Origin of the sequence: Streptomyces sp. R-07, assembly GCF_049913175.1 — a bacterium.
Classification (GTDB): Bacteria; Actinomycetota; Actinomycetes; order Streptomycetales; family Streptomycetaceae; genus Streptomyces.
Genome location: NZ_CP183978.1, coordinates 6038853 through 6059756 on the forward strand (window position 1 = coordinate 6038853; position 20904 = coordinate 6059756).

Sequence of the window (20904 nt, forward strand, 5' to 3'; positions counted from 1 at the left end):
CCGTCAGGCGCGGGCCCGAGTGATCGTCAGTCGCCCAGGACCCTGCGCAGGTAGTCGTTGGCGAACAGTCGGTCCGGGTCGAGCCGGTCGCGCAGCGCCGTGAATTCGGCGAAGCGCGGGTAGACCTCGGCGAAGTAGGCGGCGTCGCGGGTGTGGACCTTGCCCCAGTGGGGGCGGCCCCCGTGCGCCGTCATGATGCGCTCCACCGCGGTGAAGTACGCCTGGTGGGGCGTTCCCTTGTAGAGGTGGACGGCGATGTACGCGGTCTCCCGCCCCGAGGCCGTCGACAGCGCGATGTCGTCCGCGGGAGCCGTCCGCACCTCCACCGGGAAGCTCACCTTGAGCGGTGAGCGCTCGACCATCGCCTTGACCTCGCGCAGTGCGGCGACGGCCGCCTCACGCGGAAGCGCGTACTCCATCTCCAGGAAGCGGACCCGGCGCGGCGAGGTGAAGACCTTGTACGGGATGTCGGTGTACGTACGGGCCGACAGGGCCCGGCTGGAGACCTTGGCGATCGACGGGACGACCGGCGGCACCGCCCGGCCCAGCGAGCAGGCCACCTGGAAGAGGCCGTTGGAGAGGAGCTCGTCCTCGATCCAGCCGCTGATCCGCCCGGGGGGAGCGGCGGGGCCCGCGCTGCGGTTGTTGCGCTTGGTGTTGCAGTTGTCCGTGTGGGGGAACCAGTAGAACTCGAAGTGCTCGTTCTCCGCGTGCAGCGCGTCGAACTCCGAGGTGACCCGGTCGAAGGTCATCGGCTCCTCGCGCGCGGTGAGCAGGAAGACCGGCTCCACCGCGAAGGTGATCGCCGTGACCACACCGAGGGCGCCGAGACCGATCCTGGCGGCCGCGAAGACCTCCGGATTCTCCTTCTCGGAGCAGGTCAGCAGTTCGCCCGAGGCCGTCACCAGCTCCAGCTCGCGGATCTGCGCGGCTATGGACGCCGACTCGCGGCCCGTGCCGTGCGTACCGGTGGAGGTGGCGCCGGCGACGGTCTGCTCCATGATGTCGCCCATGTTCGTGAGCGACAGGCCCTCCCGGGCCAGCGCCACGTTGAGCCGCTTCAGGGGCGTGCCCGACTCGACCGTGACGGTCATCGCCTCGCGGTCGATCCGCCGGATCCCGGTCAGCAGACCCGGCCGGATCAGCACGCCGTCGGTGGCCGCGATCGAGGTGAAGGAGTGGCCGGTGCCGACCGTCTTGACCCGCAGCCCGTCCTCGGCCGCGCGGCGCACCGCCTCGGCGAGCTCCTCGGCGGAGGCCGGGCTCACCTCCCTGACGGGGCGGGAGGTGACGTTCCCCGCCCAGTTACGCCACGGGCTGCTCGCCGTCCTGGCGCTCCCCGGCCCCGCTGTTGTCGTCCCGCTCACGCTGCCCCTCCCGGTTCGGCGCCGGCCTGCGCAGCCGGCGGTGTCCGAGGAGACCCACCGCGACCGCGAGCGCGCCCGAGACGACGGGCACCACGTACCCCGCCTCGGCTCCCGAGGCGTCGACCACCCAGCCGGCGGCCGAGGAGCCGAGCGCCACGCCGATCGCGAGCCCGGTACCCGTCCAGGTCATGCCCTCGGTCAGCTTGGTGCGCGGTACGTGCGCTTCGACGAGGCCCATGGTGGTCACCATCGTCGGTGCGATGGACAGGCCCGCGACAAAGAGCGCCACGGCCAGCAACGGCAAGTTCCCGGCCAGTAGGAGGGGGATCATACTCACGGCCATCGCGCAGATGCCCAGGAGCCACCTGCGGGACGGATCGCCCTTGAGGTGGAGCAGTCCGAAGACGGCGCCGGCCAGGCCGGAGCCCAGCGCGTAGACGGCCAGGACGAGGCTGGCGGCGGCCTTGTGGCCCTGCTCCTCGGCGAAGGCCACGGTCACCACGTCCACCGAGCCGAAGATGGCGCCGGTGGCGACGAAGGCGAGGGCGAGCACCTGGAGGCCGGGGGAGCGGAGCGCGGAGCCGCCCCGCTCGTCGCCGCTCCGCGGGTGCGGCCGGGGCTCCGTGGCGCGCTGCGAGGTCAGCCAGAAGACGCCGACGGCCAGGAACGCCCCGGCGAAGAGCGGGCCGGCCTCGGGGAACCAGGCGGTGGACAGGCCGATGGAGAGGATCGGGCCGACGATGAAGCACACCTCGTCGACGATCGACTCCCAGGAGTACGCCGTGTGCAGGCGCCGCGCCTCGCCCCGGTAGATCTCCGCCCAGCGGGCCCGGGTCATCGCGCCCACGCTGGGCACGCAGCCGATCACGGCCGTGAACACGAACAGGGTCCAGTCCGGCGCCTTCTGCTGCACGCAGAGGAGGAGTCCGGCGGCCGCGGCGAGCGAGACCAGCGTCACGGGGCGGAGCACCGCGCGCTGTCCGTGCCGGTCGACCAGGCGCGAGACCAGCGGGCCGAGGACCGCGGCGGACATCGCGAGCGTCGCCGAGAGCGCGCCGGCGAGGCCGTACCGGCCCGTGACCTGCGAAATCATGGTCACGATGCCGATGCCCATCATGGACAGGGGCATCCGGCCGAGGAATCCCGCGACGGAGAACGATGCGGTTCCGGGCGCCGCGAAGATCGCGCGGTAGGGACTGGGCAAGAGAGGTCCTTGGTCAACACGTGTAATTAATAGCTAAAGCCTACGGTGTTGAAGTCGATCGGTCATCCTCGTTTTTCGGACGAACGGTTCTGCGGACGACCGGCCACGGACGGGCCGCGCCCCTCGCCGCCGGAGGCGGGTGGGAGGATCGGTGCCATGTCCGATCAGCACGATCCCGCCCCGTACGACGCCCTGCTGCTGCTCTCGTTCGGCGGCCCCGAGGGCCCGGACGACGTGGTCCCGTTCCTGGAGAACGTGACGCGCGGCCGCGGCATCCCGAAGGAACGGCTCAAGGAAGTGGGGCAGCACTACTTCCTCTTCGGCGGCGTCTCCCCGATCAACGACCAGAACCGCGCGCTCCTCGACGCGCTGCGGACGGACTTCGAGCAGGCCGGGCTCGGTCTGCCGGTCTACTGGGGAAACCGGAACTGGGCGCCGTACCTCACCGACACCCTGCGTGAGATGGTCACCGACGGCCGGCGCCACATCGCCGTCCTCACCACCAGCGCGTACGCCTCCTACTCCGGCTGCCGCCAGTACCGCGAGAACCTCGCCGACGCGCTCGCCACCCTGGAGGCGGAGGGCCTCCCGCTGCCCCGGGTCGACAAGCTCCGGCACTACTTCAACCACCCCGGCTTCGTCACGCCCATGGTCGAGGGCGTCCTCGCCTCCCTCGCGGAGCTCGACCCCTCCGTGCGGGACGGCGCCCACCTCGCCTTCACCACCCACTCCATCCCCGACTCCGCCGCCGACACCTCCGGCCCCGTCACCGAGCACGGCGAGGGCGGCGCCTACGTGCGCCAGCACCTCGACGTCGCGCGGGTCGTCGCCGACGCGGTCCGCGAGGAGACCGGGATCGACCACCCCTGGAAGCTCGTCTACCAGTCCCGCAGCGGCGCCCCCCACATCCCGTGGCTGGAACCCGACATCTGCGACCACCTGGAAGAGCTGCACGGCGCCGGCGTGCCCGCCGCCGTGATGGTCCCGATCGGCTTCGTCTCCGACCACATGGAGGTCCTCTACGACCTCGACACGGAGGCCACGGCCAAGGCGGCCGAGCTCGGCCTGCCCGTCCGGCGCTCGGCGACCGTCGGGGCCGACCCGCGCTTCGCCGCCGCCGTCCGCGAGCTCGTCCTGGAGCGCGCCGCGAACGAGCGGGGCACCAGGGTCGAGCGGTGCGCGCTCGGCGCCCTCGGCGCCTCCCACGACCTCTGCCCGATCGGCTGCTGCCCGGCCAGGGCGGAGCGGCCCGCCGCGGCCGGCGCCGACAGCCCGTACGCGTAAGGAGCCCGCTGTGACCGTCGTTCCCGACCCTCTCCTCACCGAACTGCTCGACCTCGCGCTGGAGGCCGCCCGGCGGGCCGGAGCGCTGCTGCGCGACGGCCGGCCGGACGACCTGGCCGTGGCGATGACCAAGACGAGCCCCATCGACGTGGTCACCGAGATGGACATCGCCGCCGAGAAGCTGATCACCGGCTTCCTCTCCGAGCACCGCCCGCAGGACGGCTTCCTCGGCGAGGAGGGCGCGTCGAGCCCCGGGACGAGCGGGATCCGCTGGGTGATCGACCCGCTCGACGGCACCGTGAACTACCTCTACGGCCTGCCCACCTGGGCGGTCTCGATCGCCGCCGAACGGGACGGCGAGACCGTCGTCGGCGTGGTCGAGGCCCCGATGCGCGGGGAGACCTACCGGGCCGTCCTCGGCGCCGGCGCGTACGCGGGAGACCGGCCCCTCGCCGTCCGCCCCTCACCCGCCCTCGACCAGGCACTCCTCGGCACGGGCTTCGGGTACATCCAGGCCCGCCGCGCCCACCAGGCGGACGTCGCCCAGCGGGTCATCCCGCTCGTCCGCGACATCCGGCGCGGCGGCTCGGCCGCCATCGACCTCTGCGACGTCGCCGCCGGCCGCCTCGACGCGTACTACGAGCGCGGCCTCAACCTCTGGGACCTCGCCGCGGGCGCCCTCATCGCCCGCGAGGCGGGCGGCCTGACCGGCGGGCGCCCAGGGGAGCCGGAGTCCGGCGAGCTGACCCTCGCGGCCTCCCCGGGCCTCTTCGGGCCCCTCCAGAAGCTCCTGGAGGAGCTGGGGGCCTGGCACGACTAGCGGGCCGGAGACGGACGCACGAGGGCCCCGGTGCCGGGAAACGGCGCCGGGGCCCTCGCGTACGCGTACCGGTGGGACGGGCGGAAGCCCGGCGTGGCTAGACCTCCACGCCGTGCTCGGCGGCCAGGCGGTGCAGGTCGTCCAGCTCCGCCTGCTCCACCTCCGCCAGGTAGTCGTCGCCCGTCTCACGGGCCCGCGTGAGGTCCGTCTGCGTGGTCCTGATGCGGTGCAGCAGTCCTGCGGTGAAAGCGTCCATCGTCGCCCCCTCCTCGTGGGTCCGGTGGCACGGGGGTGTGCCGAGGGTGGGTGGATCACACACTGCGAACTCTGGGGGACAGAGAGCGGTAGGTGGCGCGCCACATACAGGGCGTGATCACGGGGTGTGCAGTCGTCCTCCCCAGCCCTTTCCTCAGAGAAACCTCAACTGGCCCGTGAATCCGGTGAATTCTTCGTTCCGGGCCGCGCGCCCCACCGCGCGCCCCCCGCTCACCACCCTCCCTCCCCGGGCCCCGCACCACCGTCTTACAGCCGGTTTACGCGCGTACGGGGCAGGATGGACACGCACAGTCAGTGCTCAGGTCTCAGCCGGTCCCCACCTCGGACAGCGGCTCAACGGGAAGGATGTACGACGTGCGCGTACTCGTCGTCGAGGACGAGCAGCTGCTCGCCGATGCGGTGGCCACCGGACTGCGCCGGGAGGCCATGGCCGTCGACGTCGTGTACGACGGCGCAGCGGCCCTGGAGCGCGTGGGGGTCAACGACTACGACGTCGTCGTCCTCGACCGCGACCTCCCGCTCGTCCACGGCGACGACGTCTGCCGCAAGATCGTCGAGCTCGGCATGCCCACCCGCGTCCTGATGCTCACCGCCTCCGGCGACGTCAGCGACCGCGTCGAGGGCCTGGAGCTCGGGGCGGACGACTACCTCCCCAAGCCCTTCGCCTTCACCGAGCTCACCGCGCGCGTGCGCGCCCTCGGCCGCCGCACCACCGTCCCGCTCCCGCCCGTCCTGGAGCGCGCCGGCATCAAGCTCGACCCGAACCGCCGCGAGGTCTTCCGCGAGGGCAAGGAGGTCCAGCTCGCGCCGAAGGAGTTCGCCGTCCTGGAGGTCCTCATGCGCAGCGAGGGCGCCGTGGTCTCGGCCGAGCAGCTCCTGGAGAAGGCCTGGGACGAGAACACCGACCCGTTCACCAACGTCGTCCGCGTCACCGTCATGACCCTGCGGCGCAAGCTCGGGGAACCGCCCGTCATCGTCACGGTCCCCGGCTCCGGGTACCGGATCTGACCTGATGGCCACGACCCCCGCGCCGCACCCACAGGCGCCTCCGAAACCGACCTGGGACCCCCGGGACCCCGTCCGGCCGCTGCTGCGCCCGACCATCCGGATACGGCTCACGCTGCTGTACGGCGGGATGTTCCTGATCGCCGGCATCCTGCTGCTCTCGATCATCTACCTCTTCACCGCCCAGGCGCTCAGCGACAGCACCTCCCAGCTGCCCTTCAAGGTCGTCAACGGCACGGTCCAGCCCACCACCTCCTGGTGCCGGCTGCCCGAGTCGCCCACCGGCGACCAGCTCAACGACGCCGTGGCGCTCTGCCTGCGGCACCAGAGCGACATCGCTCTGAACGACCTCCTGCGCCGGTCCCTCTTCGCCCTGCTCGGCCTGAGCATCATCGCCTTCGCCTTCGGCTACGCCATGGCGGGGCGGGTGCTCTCCCCGCTCGGCCGGATCACCCGGACCGCCCGCCAGGTGGCCGGCTCCGACCTGTCCCGGCGGATCGAGCTGGACGGCCCCGACGACGAGCTCAAGGAGCTCGCCGACACCTTCGACGAGATGCTGGACCGCCTGGAGCGGGCCTTCACGGCTCAGCAGCGGTTCGTCGCGAACGCCTCGCACGAGCTGCGGACCCCGCTCGCGATCAACCGCACCCTCCTGGAGGTCCACCTCTCGGACCCCGGGGCGCCGGTGGAGCTCCATCAGCTCGGCAAGACCCTGCTCGCCACCAACGAGCGCAGCGAGCAGCTCGTCGAGGGCCTGCTGCTGCTCGCCCGGAGCGACAACCAGATCATCGAGCGCAAACCCGTCGACCTGGCCGAGGTCGCCGAGCGGGGTGTCGACCAGGTGCACGCCGAGGCCCAGGCCAAGGGTGTGGAGATCCGCGGCGAGCGAGAGCCCGCCGTGGTCCAGGGCAACGGCGTCCTCCTCGAACGGATCGCCTTGAACCTGCTCCAGAACGCCGTGCGGTACAACGTGCCGGAGGGAGGCTGGGTGGAGGTCACCACCGAGGCCAAGGACGGCCAGGCGGTTCTGGTCGTCTCGAACACGGGACCGGTGGTCCCCGCGTACGAGATCGACAACCTCTTCGAGCCGTTCCGGCGGCTCCGGCAGGAGCGGACCGGCAGCGACAAGGGGGTCGGTCTCGGCCTGTCGATCGCGCGGTCCGTGGCCCGCGCCCACGGCGGCCGTATCATCGCGGAGCCGCGCGAGGGCGGCGGTCTCGTGATGCGCGTCACTCTGCCGATCTGACACACTGCACGAGCCGACCCGTTCCGTTCGCTTTGCGCGGAATTCCGGGGCCCCGATTCTGAGACGCTCATGTGTGATCGATCACAGGAGAGGGTGTTCGGACCTCCACTCTCCGTGACCGAGAAATCCCTCGGAAAACCAGGAAAAGTCCGGGTTTCCGGGGCCCGGAATGACGGGAAGTACACGGGGTGGCGCCTGTGAGGGTCACCCCGAGGACCGTGTACGGTCCGGTTCGCCACCCGAAGCCGATCACTCGTGAGAGCGCGCGACGGGTGTCGATTGAGTAACAGACCTTGATGTGAGGCAAAATCTCCGCCTCAGGTCGGGCACAAGTCCGACCTCTCACGCGTTACGTGCGCTGGAGACACCGCAACCACCCAGAGGGGGAGAGCGACATGGCAACGGATTACGACACCCCACGCAAGACCGACGACGACGTCGACTCGGACAGCCTTGAAGAACTGAAGGCCCGCCGGAACGACAAGTCGACCTCGACCGTCGACGTCGACGAGTTCGAGGCCGCCGAAGGCCTGGAGCTTCCCGGCGCCGACCTTTCGAACGAGGAGCTGGCCGTCCGGGTCCTGCCCAAGCAGGCCGACGAGTTCACCTGCATGAGCTGCTTCCTCGTGCACCACCGCAGCCAGCTGGCCCGGGAGAAGAACGGCCAGCCGATCTGCCGCGACTGCGACTGAGACCGCTCGGTCGTGGCAGGCGACACACCGTCCCGGAAGCGGCGTCTGCGGCTCCCCAGGAGCCCGGAGACGCACAAGGGCGGCTCAGGCCCGGCAGAGGGTGCCCAGGAGGCCCCTGAAGCCGAGCACGCCGCCTCCCTGCCCTCCCTCGGTGCACGTTACGACGAGCGAGGCCTCCCGGCCTCGCTCGAAGCGGTCATCGAGGTCGCCGAGACGGATCCGGCACGTCTGCCGGTGCGGCCGGGGCAGGGCGACGAGCAGGTCGCAGCGCGGCAGGGCGGGCGCTTCGGCGCCGTCAGGCGCCTTGCCAACCCGGCACGGGCCCAGCTCGACCGGATCAAGATCGACTCAGACCGGATCGACGTCGTCCGGCGCGGCGTCACGCAGAGCGTCCAGAAGGGCGTGAAGCGCGGCGGACACAGCGCGAAGGCCGGCCTCGGCTACCTCGCCGACCGGCTGATCGACCTCGCCCCGCGGATTCCCGTCCGCGACCTGGCGACCCTGCGCAGGCAGTTCCCCGGGCTCGGCCCCGAGGAGCTCGCCGACAAACTCGTCACGGGAGCGGCGAACGCGAGCTCGACCGTCGGCGCGGGCGTCGGCGCCGCCGCCATGCTTCCGATGCCCCCGGCGATGCCCGCCGAGCTGGCGGCCGAGATCACCGGCGTCGCCGCCGTGGAACTCAAACTCATCGCCGAACTGCACGAGGTCTACGGGCTGCGGCCCCCCGGCCGGCTCACCCAGCGCTCGACGGCCTATCTGACCTCCTGGGCCGAGGAGCGGGGTATCGACCCCACCAAGCCCACCACGGTCAACGCGGCACTCGGCGGTCAGCTCAAGCGCGAACTGCGCCAGCAGATCATGAAACGCATGGTGCGCAACGTGCCGAACCTCATGCCCTTCATGGTGGGCGCCGCCGTCGGCGCCGTCATGAACCGGCGCGACACCAAGAAGCTCGCCGCACACCTCCGCAAGGACCTCCGCAACCGCCAGGTCCCCTGGGATTCCCTTCCGGAGCTGCCCCCGCTGGAACAGCCCGAGAACCCCAAGGAGCTGGGCTTCTAGCCCGGGCGGACCGGCGGACGCGCCGGTCGGTCAGGCGCGCTCCGCCTCCAGGGCCGCGACCAGCGCCTCCGGCTCACGGCTGGACAGGTACACATACGGCGTGGGGTCCGCCGCGTCCGTCACCACGACCCGTACCGCCCCCGGCACATAGCTGCGCATCAGCATGAAGGCGCGCGGGTCCGCCTTGTGGGTGCGCCAGGCGCGCGCCTCCTCCGCGTCGAGCACCTCGGCCGCGCCGAGCGCCGAGACCGGGATCCGCGCGTCGCCCGCCACCAGGGAACCGGCCACCACCCGGATCCGGGCGGAGCCGTACGAGGAGACCGCCACCCCGGCGAGCACCGCCGCCACGATCAGGCCGCCCAGCATCGGGACCGTGCCCAGCGGGAACATGATCAGGCCGCCCGAGAGACCGAGCAGACCCGTGATCACCCACCACGAGCGGGGCGCCGTCAGCCGCTCGTCGAAGCGCGGCGCGGCGGAGGACTCGGGGGAGGGGGCCGGGGACGGTGCGGAAGGCTGCATGCGTCCAAGCTTGGCACGGCGCGACCTGCGACCATCCGCGCGGGTAAGGTCTGCGGCTGTGACTGCAACATCTGCCGCCCTCACCCCGCCGGCCGACGCCATACCGCCGGTACGCCACCCCGACGCGCCGGCCCCCGGCGAGCTGCTCGGTGCGCACTACGAGTACTGCTTCGGGTGCGGCGGCGGGCAGCCCCACGGCCTCCACCTGGAAGCGCGCGCGGGCGAGGGCGTGACCGTCACCGCCGAGTTCACGGTGACCCCCGACCACCAGGGCGCCCCCGGTCTCGCGCACGGCGGCGTGCTCGCCACCGCGCTCGACGAGACCCTCGGCTCCCTGAACTGGCTGCTGCGGGTCATCGCCGTGACCGGACGCCTGGAGACCGACTTCGCCCGGCCCGTCCCGGTCGGCACCGTCCTCCACCTGGAGGCCGCCGTCACCGCCGTGCACGGCCGCAAGATCTACTCGACCGCCGTCGGCCGGATCGGCGGGCCCGAGGGCCCCGTCGCCGTCCGCGCCGACGCCCTCTTCATCGAGGTCAAGGTCGACCACTTCATCGACAACGGCCGCCCGGAGGAGATCCAGGCCGCCATGTCCGACCCCGACCAGGTCCGGCGCGCCCGCGCCTTCGAGGTGAACCCCTGATGCGCAACCCTGTCGACGTACTGATCCGGCGAGTGGACCCGGACGTGCCGATCCCGGCCTCCGGGCATCCCGGCGACGCCGGGGCCGACCTCGTGACCACCGAGGCCGTCGTGCTGGCCCCCGGGGAGCGCGCCGTGCTGCCCACCGGGGTCTCCATCGCCCTGCCGGACGGGTACGCGGCCTTCGTGCACCCGCGCTCCGGCCTCGCCGCCCGCTGTGGAGTGGCGCTCGTGAATGCCCCGGGGACGGTGGATGCCGGGTACCGTGGAGAGATCAAGGTGATCGTGGTCAATCTCGACCCGCGCGAGGACGTGCGGTTCGAACGATTCGATCGGATTGCCCAACTTGTCGTCCAGCAGGTCGAGAAGGTGCGCTTCCACGAGGTGGCGGAGCTTCCCGGTTCGGCGCGGGCCGAGGGGGGCTTCGGGTCCACCGGCGGTCACGCCGCCGTGGACGGCACAACGGGTGGGAATCGATACGCTTCGGTCGTATCCGACCGGGAAGGACAGTGACGTGTTCGGACGTCGCAAGAAGAGCGGTGCCGCCGAGGACGCGGCGGGCGAGGCCGAGCAGGTCGTCGACGCGGTGGAGGGCGAGGACGCGGCCGAGGCGCCGCGCCGTGTGAACCTTCCGCCGGCGCCCCGGCCCGACGGGCCCTGGGACATTTCCGAGGTCGCCAAGCCCGACGAGGGCCGCGTGGACCTCGGCGGGATCTTCGTGCCCGGAGTCGAGGGCATGGAGCTGCGGGTGGAGGTGGCGGGCGACGCGATCGTCGCGGCCACCGTCGTCCTGCGCGACAGCGCGGTCCAGCTGCAGGCCTTCGCCGCCCCCAAGAACGAGGGCATCTGGGGCGAGGTCCGCGACGAGATCGCCACCGGCATCGTCCAGCAGGGCGGTGTCATCGACGAGGTCGAGGGCCCGCTCGGCTGGGAGCTGCGGGCCCAGGTCCCGGTGCAGCTGCCGGACGGCAACCGCGGCGTGCAGCTGGTCCGCTTCGTGGGCGTCGACGGACCCCGCTGGTTCCTGCGCGGAGTGATCTCCGGGCAGGGCGCGGTCCAGCCCGAGGCCGCCGGCCTCCTGGAGCAGATCGTCCGGGACACCGTGGTCGTCCGCGGCGAGGGCCCGATGGCCCCGCGCGACCCGATCGTCCTCAAGCTGCCGAACGACGCGCAGATGGTGCCGGACGGCGTGCAGCAGGAGGAGCAGGAGAACTCCCGCTTCTCCGGCGGCATGGGCCAGCTCCAGCGCGGTCCGGAGATCTCCGAGATCCGCTGATCTCCGGGATCCGCTGAATCCCGAGATCCGCTGATCTCAGGGATCCGCTGAACCCCGTCGGGCCGCTTCGGCGGTCCGGCGTGAGCCAGACACGGCCGGTGGGCCGCTCCCCGTACCTCTCGTACGGGAAGCGGCCCACCGGCCGTTTTCCACAGGCCCGGGCCCGGCTCCGGTCCTCGGCCGGTTTTCCACAGGTCCAGGGCACAGCTCTGGTCCTCCGGCCCGGCCGCGGACCATACTGGCGGCGCAGATGTTCCAGGAGGGGGAGCTCAGGGTGAGTGAGAGCAGCACCAGGTCCGCCGCGGCCGTCATCGAGGACCCGGCCGGACCGCCGATGGTCCGCGTCGAGGACCTGCGCCGCTCGTACGGCACGGGCGAGGCCGCCGTCCACGCCCTGCGCGGGGTCTCCTTCGACATCCCGCGCGGCGAGCTCGTCGCGCTCAAGGGCCGCTCGGGCTCCGGCAAGACGACCCTGCTCAACCTCGTGGGCGGCCTCGACAGCGCCGACGGGGGCCGGATCGTCATCGACGGCACCGACCTCTCCACGCTCGGCGAGAGCGGGCTCCTGGAGCTGCGCCGCGACCGGATCGGCTTCATCTTCCAGTCCTTCGGGCTGCTCCCGATCCTCTCCGCCGCCGAGAACGTGGGCGTACCCCTGCGGCTGCGCAAGGCGGACCCCAAGGAGCGCGAGGAGCGGGTCGCCCTGATGCTCGGGCTCGTCGGCCTCGCCGACCACGCGAACCAGCGGCCCGGCGAGCTCTCCGGCGGCCAGCAGCAGCGCGTCGCCATCGCCCGCGCCCTCGCCAACAAGCCGGCGCTGCTCATAGCCGACGAGCCGACGGGCCAGCTGGACGCGGAGACGGGGCTCGCCGTCATGCAGCTGCTGCGCGCGGTGGTGCGCAGCGAGGGCTGCACGGCCCTGGTCGCCACCCACGACCCCCAGCTCCTGGGCCTGGCGGACCGGGTCCTGGAGCTGAGCGACGGCGAGATCATCGAGCACTGAGGCGAGCACTGAGGCGAGCACCGAGGCGAGCACCGAGGCGAGCGCCGAGGCGACCGTCCAGGAGGCAGCGGGGCGGCCGCGGGGCGACATCAGGATCACGTCAATACCGCCCCCGGCCTCTCCCCGCGTACGGAATGTCCTATTGGCTGGACGTATGGTCGAGCCATGGGACGCGGCAAGCTTCGGATCTACCTCGGCGCTGCGCCGGGCGTGGGCAAGACCTACGCGATGCTCTCCGAGGGCCACCGGCGCGTGGAGCGGGGCACGGACTGCGTGGTGGCCTTCGTGGAGCACCACGGACGGCCGCGTACGGAGGTCATGCTGCACGGCCTGGAGGAGGTCCCGCGCCGCACCCTGGAGTACCAGGGGACGACCTTCACCGAGATGGACGTCGACGCGGTCCTCGCCCGCCGCCCCGCGGTCGCCCTCGTCGACGAGCTCGCCCACACGAACGTGCCGGGCTCCCGGAACCCCAAGCGGTGGCAGGACGTCGCCGAGCTCCTCGCGGCCGGCATCGACGTCGTGTCGACCGTCAACATCCAGCACCTGGAGTCCCTCGGCGACGTCGTCGAGGCGATCACCGGGGTACGGCAGCGGGAGACCGTCCCCGACGAGGTGGTGCGCCGGGCCGACCAGATCGAGCTGGTCGACATGTCCCCGGAGGCCCTTCGGCGACGGATGGCCCACGGCAACATCTACCAGCCGGACAGGATCGACGCGTCCCTGTCGAACTACTTCCGCCCCGGCAACCTCACGGCCCTGCGCGAGCTGGCCCTGCTCTGGACCGCGGACCGGGTCGACGAGTACCTCCGGCAGTACCGGGGCGAGCATGACATCCGCTCCACCTGGCAGGCCCGGGAGCGGATCGTCGTCGGTCTGACCGGCGGTCCCGAGGGCCGCACGCTCATACGCCGCGCCACCCGGCTCGCCGAGAAGGGCGCCGGGGGCGAGGTCCTCGCCGTCTACATCGCCCGCAGCGACGGCCTCACCGCGGCCTCCCCGAAGGAACTGGCCGTCCAGCGCACCCTCGTCGAGGACCTCGGCGGAACGTTCCACCACGTCATCGGCGACGACATCCCCTCCGCGCTCCTGGAGTTCGCCCGCGGGGTCAACGCCACCCAGATCGTCCTCGGCTCCAGCCGCCGCCGGACCTGGCAGTACGTGCTCGGCCCGGGCGTCGGCCAGACCGTGGCCCGCGACTCCGGGCCCGACCTCGACGTCCACATCGTCACCCACGGCGAGGTCGCCAAGGGCCGGGGCCTGCCGGTCGCGCGCGGGGCCCGCCTCGGCCGCTCCCGGATCCTCGGCGGCTGGCTGGTCGGCGTCGCTGGCCCGGTCGCGCTCGCCCTGCTCCTCACGCACGTCGACGCCGACCTCGGTCTCGCCAACGACATGCTGCTCTTCCTCGCCCTGACCGTCGGGGCGGCCCTCCTCGGGGGCTTCCTCCCGGCGCTCGCCTCGGCGGCCGTCGGCTCCCTCCTCCTCAACTGGTTCTTCACCCCGCCCCTCCACCGGCTGACCATCGCCGACCCCCTGAACATCGTCGCCATCGCCGTCTTCTTCGGCGTCGCGATGTCGGTCGCCTCCGTGGTGGACCTCGCCGCCCGGCGCACCCACCAGGCCGCCAGGCTGCGCGCCGAGTCCGAGGTGCTCTCCTACCTCGCCGGCAGCGTGCTGCGCGGCGAGACCAGCCTGGACGCCCTCCTGGAACGCGTCCGCGAGACCTTCTCCATGGAGTCGGTGGCCCTCCTGGAGCGCGCGGACGAGGTCGGGCCGTGGACGCGCGCGGCCAGCGTCGGCCCCCATCCGGCGGCACGGCCGGAGGACGCGGACGTGGACGCCCCGGTCGGCGACCATCTGGCCCTCGCCCTGACGGGCCGGGTGCTGCCCGCCGAGGACCGGCGGGTGCTCGGCGCCTTCGCCGCCCAGGCCGCGGTCGTCCTCGACCGGCAGCGGCTCGTCGGCGAGGCGGAGGAGGCGCGGAAGCTGGCCGAGGGCAACAAGATCCGCACCTCCCTGCTGGCCGCCGTCAGCCACGACCTCCGGACGCCCCTCGCGAGCATCAAGGCCTCCGTCTCCTCCCTCCGCTCCGACGACGTCGAATGGTCCGAGCAGGACCGGGCCGAGCTCCTGGAGGGCATCGAGGCCGGCGCCGACCGCCTCGACCACCTCGTGGGCAACCTCCTCGACATGTCCCGCCTCCAGACCGGCACCGTCACCCCGCTGATCCGGGCCGTCGACCTCGACGAGGTCGTCCCCATGGCCCTCGGAGGCGTACCGGACGGCAGCGCCGAGCTCGACATCCCCGAGACACTGCCCATGGTCGAGGTCGACAAGGGCCTCCTGGAGCGGGCCGTCGCCAACATCGTGGAGAACGCCGTGAAGTACAGCCCCGAGGGCGTGCCCGTCGCCGTCGCCGCCAGCGCCCTGGGGGACCGGGTCGAGCTGCGGGTCGTGGACCGTGGCCCCGGTGTGCCCGACGAGGCCAAGGACGGCATCTTCGAGCCCTTCCAGCGCTTCGGCGACGCCCCGCGCGGCTCCGGCGTCGGACTCGGCCTCGCGGTCGCCCGCGGCTTCGTGGAGGCCATGGGCGGGACGCTGGGCGCCGAGGACACCCCCGGCGGCGGCCTGACCATGGTCCTCACCCTGCGGGCCGCACCGGGCGGGCCCCAGCCCCGGGCCGGCGACCTCCCGGCCCACGCCGTGACCTGACGGCCGCGCCCGTACCCGCTGCCCGTACTCACCTCCGTACGCCCGAACTCCCCTCCGTACCCACACACGACGAAGAAGGTAGGCCCCCTCCATGACCCGGGTCCTCGTGGTCGACGACGAGCCGCAGATCGTCCGCGCCCTGGTGATCAACCTCAAGGCGCGGAAGTACGAGGTCGACGCCGCGCCCGACGGTGCCACCGCCCTCCGGCTCGCCGCCGAGCGCCACCCCGACGTCGTCGTCCTCGACCTCGGACTGCCCGACATGGACGGCGTCGAGGTCATCAAGGGCCTGCGCGGCTGGACGAGGGTGCCGATCCTGGTCCTGTCCGCCCGGCAGACCTCCGACGAGAAGGTCGAGGCGCTCGACGCGGGCGCCGACGACTACGTCACCAAGCCCTTCGGCATGGACGAGCTGCTGGCCCGGCTGCGCGCGGCCGTGCGCCGCGCCGAACCGGTCGGCGGCGCCGAGGACGGGGTCGTCGTGGTCGAGACGGAGAACTTCACCGTCGACCTGGCCGCGAAGAAGGTCCACCGCGACGGGCGCGACGTCCGGCTCACCCCCACCGAGTGGCACCTCCTGGAGGTCCTCGTCCGCAACAGCGGCCGGCTCGTGAGTCAGAAGCAGCTGCTCCAGGAGGTCTGGGGCCCCTCGTACGGCACGGAGACCAACTACCTCCGGGTGTACATGGCGCAGCTCCGCCGCAAGCTGGAGACCGACCCCTCCCATCCCCGCCATTTCGTCACCGAACCGGGCATGGGGTACCGCTTCGAACGCTGAGACGGGAACCGTTCGGGAGGGTGGTCCGGGGCCGCTTCGGGTGACAGCGGTGGCCGGTACGCTTTCTGTATGAGTGCTGCACCGCGTACAGAGAAGCCGGCCGGAAGGTTCCGCCGGATGCTCGACCGGCTCTCCTCCTCTCCCGAGGACCTGGAGTCGGAGGAGCTCCAGGAGGACGCCGAGGCCTCGGGGTGCACGCGCATCTGCGACTGCTCCGACCGCCAGATAGTCAAGGTGACTGGTACCTTGCGCACGGTCACGCTGCGTCCCCGGGCCGGTGTGCCCGCGCTGGAGGCCGAACTCTTCGACGGCACGGCACCGCTCGACGTCGTGTGGCTCGGCCGGCGCTCCATCGTGGGCATCGAGCCCGGCCGCAAGCTGATCGCCTCCGGCCGGATCTCCATGAGCCACGGCCGGCGGGTCCTCTTCAACCCCAAATACGAGCTCCGACCGCTCGGACAGGAGTAGCCGGTGACGTCCCTCGACAAGCCGACCGCGGACCGCTCGACCCCGGACCAGGACGCCCAGGCGGACAAGGCCGTGACCGAGGCCGCGCTCTTCGAGGCCTTCGGTGGTCTGCGGGGCATGATCGAGACGGTCGTGCCCGGCCTGCTGTTCGTCACGATCTTCACGATCAACAAGAACCTGCACGTCTCGGCGATCGCCGCGCTCGCGGTCTCGCTGGTGCTGGTCGCCGTCCGGCTGATCCGCCGGGACACCGTCAAGCACGCCTTCAGCGGCGTCTTCGGCGTCGCCTTCGGCGTGGTCTTCGCGATGATGACGGGCAACGCCAAGGACTTCTACCTGCCGGGCATGCTGTACACCCTGGGCCTCGCCCTGGCGTACATCATCACCGCGCTCGCCGGAGTGCCCCTGATCGGCCTGATCCTCGGCCCGGTCTTCAAGGAGAACCTCTCCTGGCGCACCCGCAACCCCGGCCGCAAGAAGGCCTACACGAAGGCCAGCTGGGCCTGGGGCCTGATCCTGCTGGGCAAGTGCGCGATCCTCTTCCCCATGTACTGGTGGGCCGACACCACCAAGTTCGGCTGGGTGCTCGTCGCGCTGAAGATCCCGCCGTTCCTGCTCGCGGTCTACCTCACCTGGGTGTTCCTCGCGAAGGCCCCGGCGCCGATCGACGTCTTCGCCGAGATGGAGGCCGAGGAGCGCGCCGAGAAGGAGCGCAAGGCGGCCGCCGCCCCGCAGAGCGGGCCGGAAGCCTGAGCCGTCCGGAGCCCTTCGCCGCCTGGAGGGCTTGAGACGGTACGCGGAAGGGCCCGGGACCTCGATGGTCCCGGGCCCTTCCCGTACACACTCCGGAGCGTCAGCCCTCCGAGCCGGCCTCGCGGCGGACCTGCAGGAGGTCCTCCAGCTGCTCCTCGCGGGCCTGCGCGGCCACGAACAGCAGCTCGTCGCCGGCCTCCAGGGTCTCCTCGGGGCTCGGCGTCAGCACCCGCGAACCGCGGATGATCGTCACCAGCGAGGTGTCCTGCGGCCAGGCCACGTCCCCGACCGCGGTGCCGGCGACCGCCGACTCCGGCGGGAGCGTCAGCTCCACCAGGTTCGCGTCGCCGTGGCTGAAGCGGAGCAGCCGGACCAGGTCGCCGACGCTCACCGCCTCCTCGACCAGGGCCGACATCAGGCGCGGCGTCGAGACGGCCACGTCCACGCCCCAGGCCTCGTTGAACAGCCACTCGTTCTTCGGGTTGTTCACCCGGGCGACCACGCGCGGCACGCCGTACTCGGTCTTCGCGAGCAGCGAGACGACCAGGTTCACCTTGTCGTCACCGGTCGCCGCGATCACCACGTTGCAGCGCTGCAGCGCCGCCTCGTCGAGCGAGGTGATCTCGCAGGCGTCGGCCAGCAGCCACTCCGCCTGCGGCACCCGCTCCACCGAGATGGCGGTCGGCGCCTTGTCGACCAGCAGGACCTCGTGCCCGTTCTCCAGGAGCTCGCCCGCGATGGACCGGCCCACCGCGCCCGCGCCCGCAATAGCGACACGCATCAGTGACCGCCCTCCTCGGGACCTTCGGCGAAGGCCGCCTCGACCTTCGCGATCTCGTCCGTACGCATCATCACGTGCACCAGGTCACCTTCCTGGAGCACCGTCTGCGAGGTCGGCAGAATCGCTTCGCCCAGTCGGGTGAGGAAGGCGACGCGGACGCCGGTCTCCTCCTGGAGCCGGCTCACCTTGTGGCCGATCCACGCAGGGGAGGTGTGCACCTCGGCGAGCTGCACGCCACCGCTCGGGTCACGCCACAGCGGCTCCGCCCCCGAGGGCAGCAGCCGGCGGAGCATCTGGTCGGCGGTCCAGCGGACCGTCGCGACCGTCGGGATCCCGAGGCGCTGGTAGACCTCGGCGCGCCGCGGGTCGTAGATCCGCGCCGCCACGTTCTCGATGCCGAACATCTCGCGCGCGACACGCGCCGCGATGATGTTGGAGTTGTCGCCGCTGCTCACCGCGGCGAAGGCACCGGCCTCCTCGATCCCGGCCTCACGCAGCGTGTCCTGGTCGAAGCCCACGCCCGTGACCCGTCGGCCGCCGAAGCCCGAGCCCAGACGGCGGAAAGCCGTCGGGTCCTGGTCCACGACCGCGACGGTGTGCCCCTGCTGTTCGAGGGTCTGCGCGAGAGCGGCTCCCACTCGCCCGCAGCCCATGATGACGATGTGCACGTCCCCGCTACCCCGCACTCCTGATCGCCTTGCTGACCTGCGAATACACCCTGCTCACAACTTTCCTCGCCCGATCGGCCCGGGCCGTGGCGGACGACGCCCTGCAGGGTCGCCCGGTCCGAGCTTAAGCGGCAACGCTGGCGGGGACCGCACCGGAGGTGGTACTCAGGGAGATTCGGTGCGGATCGGGGGTGCCGGTGCGCGTGGCTCTTTTCGAACGCTTACGATCCTCTCCGTGTCCAAACTGACCGACGTGCCCAAACGGATCCTGATCGGGCGGGCCCTGCGCAGCGACAAGCTGGGAGAAACCCTTCTCCCGAAGCGGATCGCCCTCCCCGTCTTCGCCTCCGACCCGCTGTCCTCGGTGGCGTACGCACCCGGCGAGGTGCTGCTCGTCCTCTCTGTCGCCGGCCTGTCGGCCTACCACTTCAGCCCGTGGATCGCGCTCGCGGTCGTGGTCCTGATGTTCACGGTGGTCGCGTCGTACCGGCAGAACGTGCACGCGTACCCGAGCGGCGGCGGCGACTACGAGGTCGCCACCACCAACCTCGGGCCGAAGGCCGGACTCACCGTCGCGAGCGCCCTGCTCGTCGACTACGTCCTGACCGTCGCGGTGTCGATCGCCTCGGGCATCGAGAACCTCGGTTCGGCGATCCCCTTCGTCGTCGAGCACAAGGTGCCCTGCGCGGTCGGCGTCATCGTGCTGCTCACCCTGATGAACCTGCGCGGGGTGAAGGAGTCGGGCAGCCTCTTCGCCATCCCGACGTACGTCTTCGTCGCCGGCGTCTTCATCATGATCATCTGGGGCGCGTACAAGGGGATCGTCCTCGACGAGACCATGAAGGCCCCCACCGCCGATTTCGAGATCAAGGCCGAGCACCAGGGTCTGGCCGGCTTCGCGCTGGTCTTCCTGCTGCTGCGGGCGTTCTCCTCCGGCTGCGCGGCCCTCACCGGCGTCGAGGCCATCTCCAACGGCGTCCCCGCCTTCCGCAAGCCGAAGTCGAAGAACGCCGCCACCACGCTCGCGCTCATGGGCGGGCTGGCCGTCACCATGTTCTGCGGCATCATCTTCCTGGCCATGGCCACCGACGTCCGGATGGCCGAGAACCCCGGCGAGGACCTGCTGCACAACGGCGTCCCGCTCGGCGCGGGCTACGTCCAGGACCCGGTGATCTCCCAGGTCGCGGCCGCCGTCTTCGGCGACGGAACGTTCTTCTTCGTCGTGCTCGCCGCCGCCACCGCGCTCGTCCTCTTCCTGGCCGCCAACACCGCGTACAACGGCTTCCCGCTCCTCGGCTCGATCCTCGCCCAGGACCGGTACCTGCCGCGCCAGCTGCACACCCGCGGCGACCGTCTCGCCTTCTCCAACGGCATCGTGCTCCTCGCCGGCGCCGCCGCCCTCCTCGTCTGGGTCTACGGAGCCGACTCCACCCGGCTGATCCAGCTCTACATCGTCGGCGTCTTCGTCTCCTTCACGCTCAGCCAGATCGGCATGGTCCGGCACTGGAACCGGCACCTGGCGTCGGAGCGCGACACGTCCAAGCGCCGCCACATGATCCGCTCCCGCGCGATCAACACCTTCGGTGCCTTCTTCACCGGCCTCGTCCTCGTCGTCGTCCTCGCCACCAAGTTCACGCACGGCGCCTGGGTCGCCCTGCTCGGCATGGTGATCTTCTACGGGACGATGACCGCGATCCGCAGGCACTACGACTCCGTGGCCGGCGAGATCGCCGCCGCCGAGGAACGCCCCGACGAGTACGTGCGCCCCTCCCGCGTCCGCTCGCTCGTCCTCGTCTCCAAGCTCCACAAGCCGACCCTGCGCGCCCTGGCCTACGCCAAGCTGCTGCACGCCAACGAGCTGGAAGCGCTCACGGTGAACGTCGACCCCGTGGAGACCAAGGCGCTCAAGGAGGAGTGGGAGCGGCGCGGCATCAACGTACCGCTCAAGATCCTCGACTCGCCGTACCGCGAGATCACCCGGCCGGTCATCGAGTACGTGAAGAACATCCGCCGCGAGAGCCCGCGCGACGCCGTCTCCGTCTACATCCCGGAGTACGTCGTCGGCCACTGGTACGAGCACCTGCTGCACAACCAGTCCGCGCTCCGCCTCAAGGGCCGACTGCTCTTCACCCCCGGCGTCATGGTCACCTCGGTCCCGTACCAGCTCCAGTCCTCCGAGGCCGCGAAGAAGCGGGCCCGGAAGCGCCAGGAATGGAACGCGCCGGGCTCGGTCCGCCGCGGACCCGTGGAGAAGCGGCAGAAGGAACCGGCCGCAAAGAACAACTGAGAAACAGCAACTAGACTGGTGGGCTGCCGTCGGACTCGTGGTCCGCGCGGCAGCCCAC

At 71.6% G+C, this 20904-nt stretch carries 21 protein-coding genes; 15 read left to right on the forward strand and 6 right to left on the reverse strand.

Annotated elements, in window-relative coordinates; genetic code table 11:
* Positions 1-26: 26 nt before the first annotated feature.
* Positions 27-1367, reverse strand: coding sequence for a D-arabinono-1,4-lactone oxidase (locus tag ACN9M0_RS27760; RefSeq protein ID WP_426404375.1), 1341 nt, complete (start codon positions 1365-1367; stop codon positions 27-29).
* Positions 1306-2571 carry an MFS transporter gene (locus ACN9M0_RS27765; protein ID WP_399698891.1) on the reverse strand — a complete coding sequence of 422 codons (1266 nt, stop codon included), beginning with the start codon at positions 2569-2571 and terminating at the stop codon, positions 1306-1308. The genes ACN9M0_RS27760 and ACN9M0_RS27765 overlap by 62 nt, the downstream gene beginning before the upstream one ends.
* A gap of 156 nt (positions 2572-2727) precedes the next feature.
* On the opposite strand from ACN9M0_RS27765, the gene ACN9M0_RS27770 reads away from it, so the two are divergent.
* Positions 2728-3855, forward strand: coding sequence for a ferrochelatase (locus ACN9M0_RS27770; protein ID WP_366039258.1), 1128 nt, complete (start codon positions 2728-2730; stop codon positions 3853-3855).
* Between the two features lie 10 nt (positions 3856-3865).
* On the forward strand, positions 3866-4675 hold the full coding sequence (locus ACN9M0_RS27775; RefSeq protein ID WP_399698893.1) for an inositol monophosphatase family protein: 810 nt from the start codon (positions 3866-3868) through the stop codon (positions 4673-4675).
* A gap of 97 nt (positions 4676-4772) precedes the next feature.
* Here ACN9M0_RS27775 and ACN9M0_RS27780 read toward each other — a convergent pair whose 3' ends face one another.
* Complete coding sequence (locus tag ACN9M0_RS27780; protein ID WP_366039256.1) at positions 4773-4931, reverse strand: hypothetical protein; 159 nt, start codon at positions 4929-4931, stop codon at positions 4773-4775.
* A gap of 374 nt (positions 4932-5305) precedes the next feature.
* On the opposite strand from ACN9M0_RS27780, the gene ACN9M0_RS27785 reads away from it, so the two are divergent.
* From ACN9M0_RS27785 to ACN9M0_RS27800, 4 genes are all read left to right on the forward strand, one after another.
* Positions 5306-5959, forward strand: a complete 654-nt coding sequence (locus ACN9M0_RS27785) for a response regulator transcription factor (RefSeq protein ID WP_017237674.1) — start codon at positions 5306-5308, stop codon at positions 5957-5959.
* A 4-nt stretch (positions 5960-5963) separates the two neighbouring features.
* Positions 5964-7202, forward strand: coding sequence for a sensor histidine kinase (locus ACN9M0_RS27790; RefSeq protein ID WP_366039255.1), 1239 nt, complete (start codon positions 5964-5966; stop codon positions 7200-7202).
* Between the two features lie 395 nt (positions 7203-7597).
* Positions 7598-7894 carry a DUF4193 domain-containing protein gene (locus ACN9M0_RS27795; RefSeq protein ID WP_003955561.1) on the forward strand — a complete coding sequence of 99 codons (297 nt, stop codon included), beginning with the start codon at positions 7598-7600 and terminating at the stop codon, positions 7892-7894.
* A gap of 12 nt (positions 7895-7906) precedes the next feature.
* A complete protein-coding gene (locus ACN9M0_RS27800; protein ID WP_426404376.1) occupies positions 7907-8956 on the forward strand; it encodes a hypothetical protein in 1050 nt (349 codons plus the stop codon).
* Positions 8957-8986: 30 nt separating this feature from the next.
* Here the strand turns inward: ACN9M0_RS27800 and ACN9M0_RS27805 are convergent, their stop codons facing one another.
* The gene (locus ACN9M0_RS27805; protein WP_366039252.1) at positions 8987-9478 is read right to left on the reverse strand and encodes a DUF3093 domain-containing protein; all 492 of its coding nucleotides are present in this window, start codon (positions 9476-9478) and stop codon (positions 8987-8989) included.
* A 58-nt stretch (positions 9479-9536) separates the two neighbouring features.
* Between ACN9M0_RS27805 and ACN9M0_RS27810 the strand changes: the two genes are divergently transcribed.
* The 8 genes from ACN9M0_RS27810 (at position 9537) to ACN9M0_RS27845 (ending at position 17110) form a co-directional block, all read left to right on the forward strand.
* On the forward strand, positions 9537-10121 hold the full coding sequence (locus ACN9M0_RS27810) for a PaaI family thioesterase (protein ID WP_041131652.1): 585 nt from the start codon (positions 9537-9539) through the stop codon (positions 10119-10121).
* On the forward strand, positions 10121-10633 hold the full coding sequence (gene dut / locus ACN9M0_RS27815) for a dUTP diphosphatase (RefSeq protein WP_426404377.1): 513 nt from the start codon (positions 10121-10123) through the stop codon (positions 10631-10633). The genes ACN9M0_RS27810 and dut overlap by 1 nt, the downstream gene beginning before the upstream one ends.
* A 1-nt stretch (position 10634) precedes the next feature.
* Positions 10635-11396: a DUF3710 domain-containing protein gene (locus ACN9M0_RS27820; RefSeq protein WP_366039251.1), complete on the forward strand. Its 762-nt coding sequence runs from the start codon at positions 10635-10637 to the stop codon at positions 11394-11396.
* A 334-nt stretch (positions 11397-11730) separates the two neighbouring features.
* On the forward strand, positions 11731-12399 hold the full coding sequence (locus ACN9M0_RS27825; protein WP_366039281.1) for an ABC transporter ATP-binding protein: 669 nt from the start codon (positions 11731-11733) through the stop codon (positions 12397-12399).
* A gap of 165 nt (positions 12400-12564) precedes the next feature.
* Positions 12565-15111: a sensor histidine kinase KdpD gene (locus ACN9M0_RS27830; RefSeq protein ID WP_366039250.1), complete on the forward strand. Its 2547-nt coding sequence runs from the start codon at positions 12565-12567 to the stop codon at positions 15109-15111.
* 91 nt (positions 15112-15202) lie between these two features.
* Positions 15203-15889 carry a response regulator gene (locus ACN9M0_RS27835; protein WP_366039249.1) on the forward strand — a complete coding sequence of 229 codons (687 nt, stop codon included), beginning with the start codon at positions 15203-15205 and terminating at the stop codon, positions 15887-15889.
* A gap of 69 nt (positions 15890-15958) precedes the next feature.
* Complete coding sequence (locus ACN9M0_RS27840) at positions 15959-16357, forward strand: OB-fold nucleic acid binding domain-containing protein (RefSeq protein ID WP_073906407.1); 399 nt, start codon at positions 15959-15961, stop codon at positions 16355-16357.
* A 3-nt stretch (positions 16358-16360) separates the two neighbouring features.
* Positions 16361-17110, forward strand: a complete 750-nt coding sequence (locus ACN9M0_RS27845; RefSeq protein ID WP_399698898.1) for a DUF3159 domain-containing protein — start codon at positions 16361-16363, stop codon at positions 17108-17110.
* A gap of 100 nt (positions 17111-17210) precedes the next feature.
* Here ACN9M0_RS27845 and ACN9M0_RS27850 read toward each other — a convergent pair whose 3' ends face one another.
* Positions 17211-17891, reverse strand: coding sequence for a potassium channel family protein (locus ACN9M0_RS27850; protein WP_366039247.1), 681 nt, complete (start codon positions 17889-17891; stop codon positions 17211-17213).
* Positions 17891-18559 (reverse strand): potassium channel family protein, encoded by a 669-nt coding sequence (locus tag ACN9M0_RS27855; protein WP_041131658.1) that lies wholly within the window; start codon positions 18557-18559, stop codon positions 17891-17893. The genes ACN9M0_RS27850 and ACN9M0_RS27855 overlap by 1 nt, the downstream gene beginning before the upstream one ends.
* Before the next feature lie 235 nt (positions 18560-18794).
* Between ACN9M0_RS27855 and ACN9M0_RS27860 the strand changes: the two genes are divergently transcribed.
* Positions 18795-20846, forward strand: a complete 2052-nt coding sequence (locus ACN9M0_RS27860) for an APC family permease (protein ID WP_366039246.1) — start codon at positions 18795-18797, stop codon at positions 20844-20846.
* Positions 20847-20904: the final 58 nt, after the last annotated feature.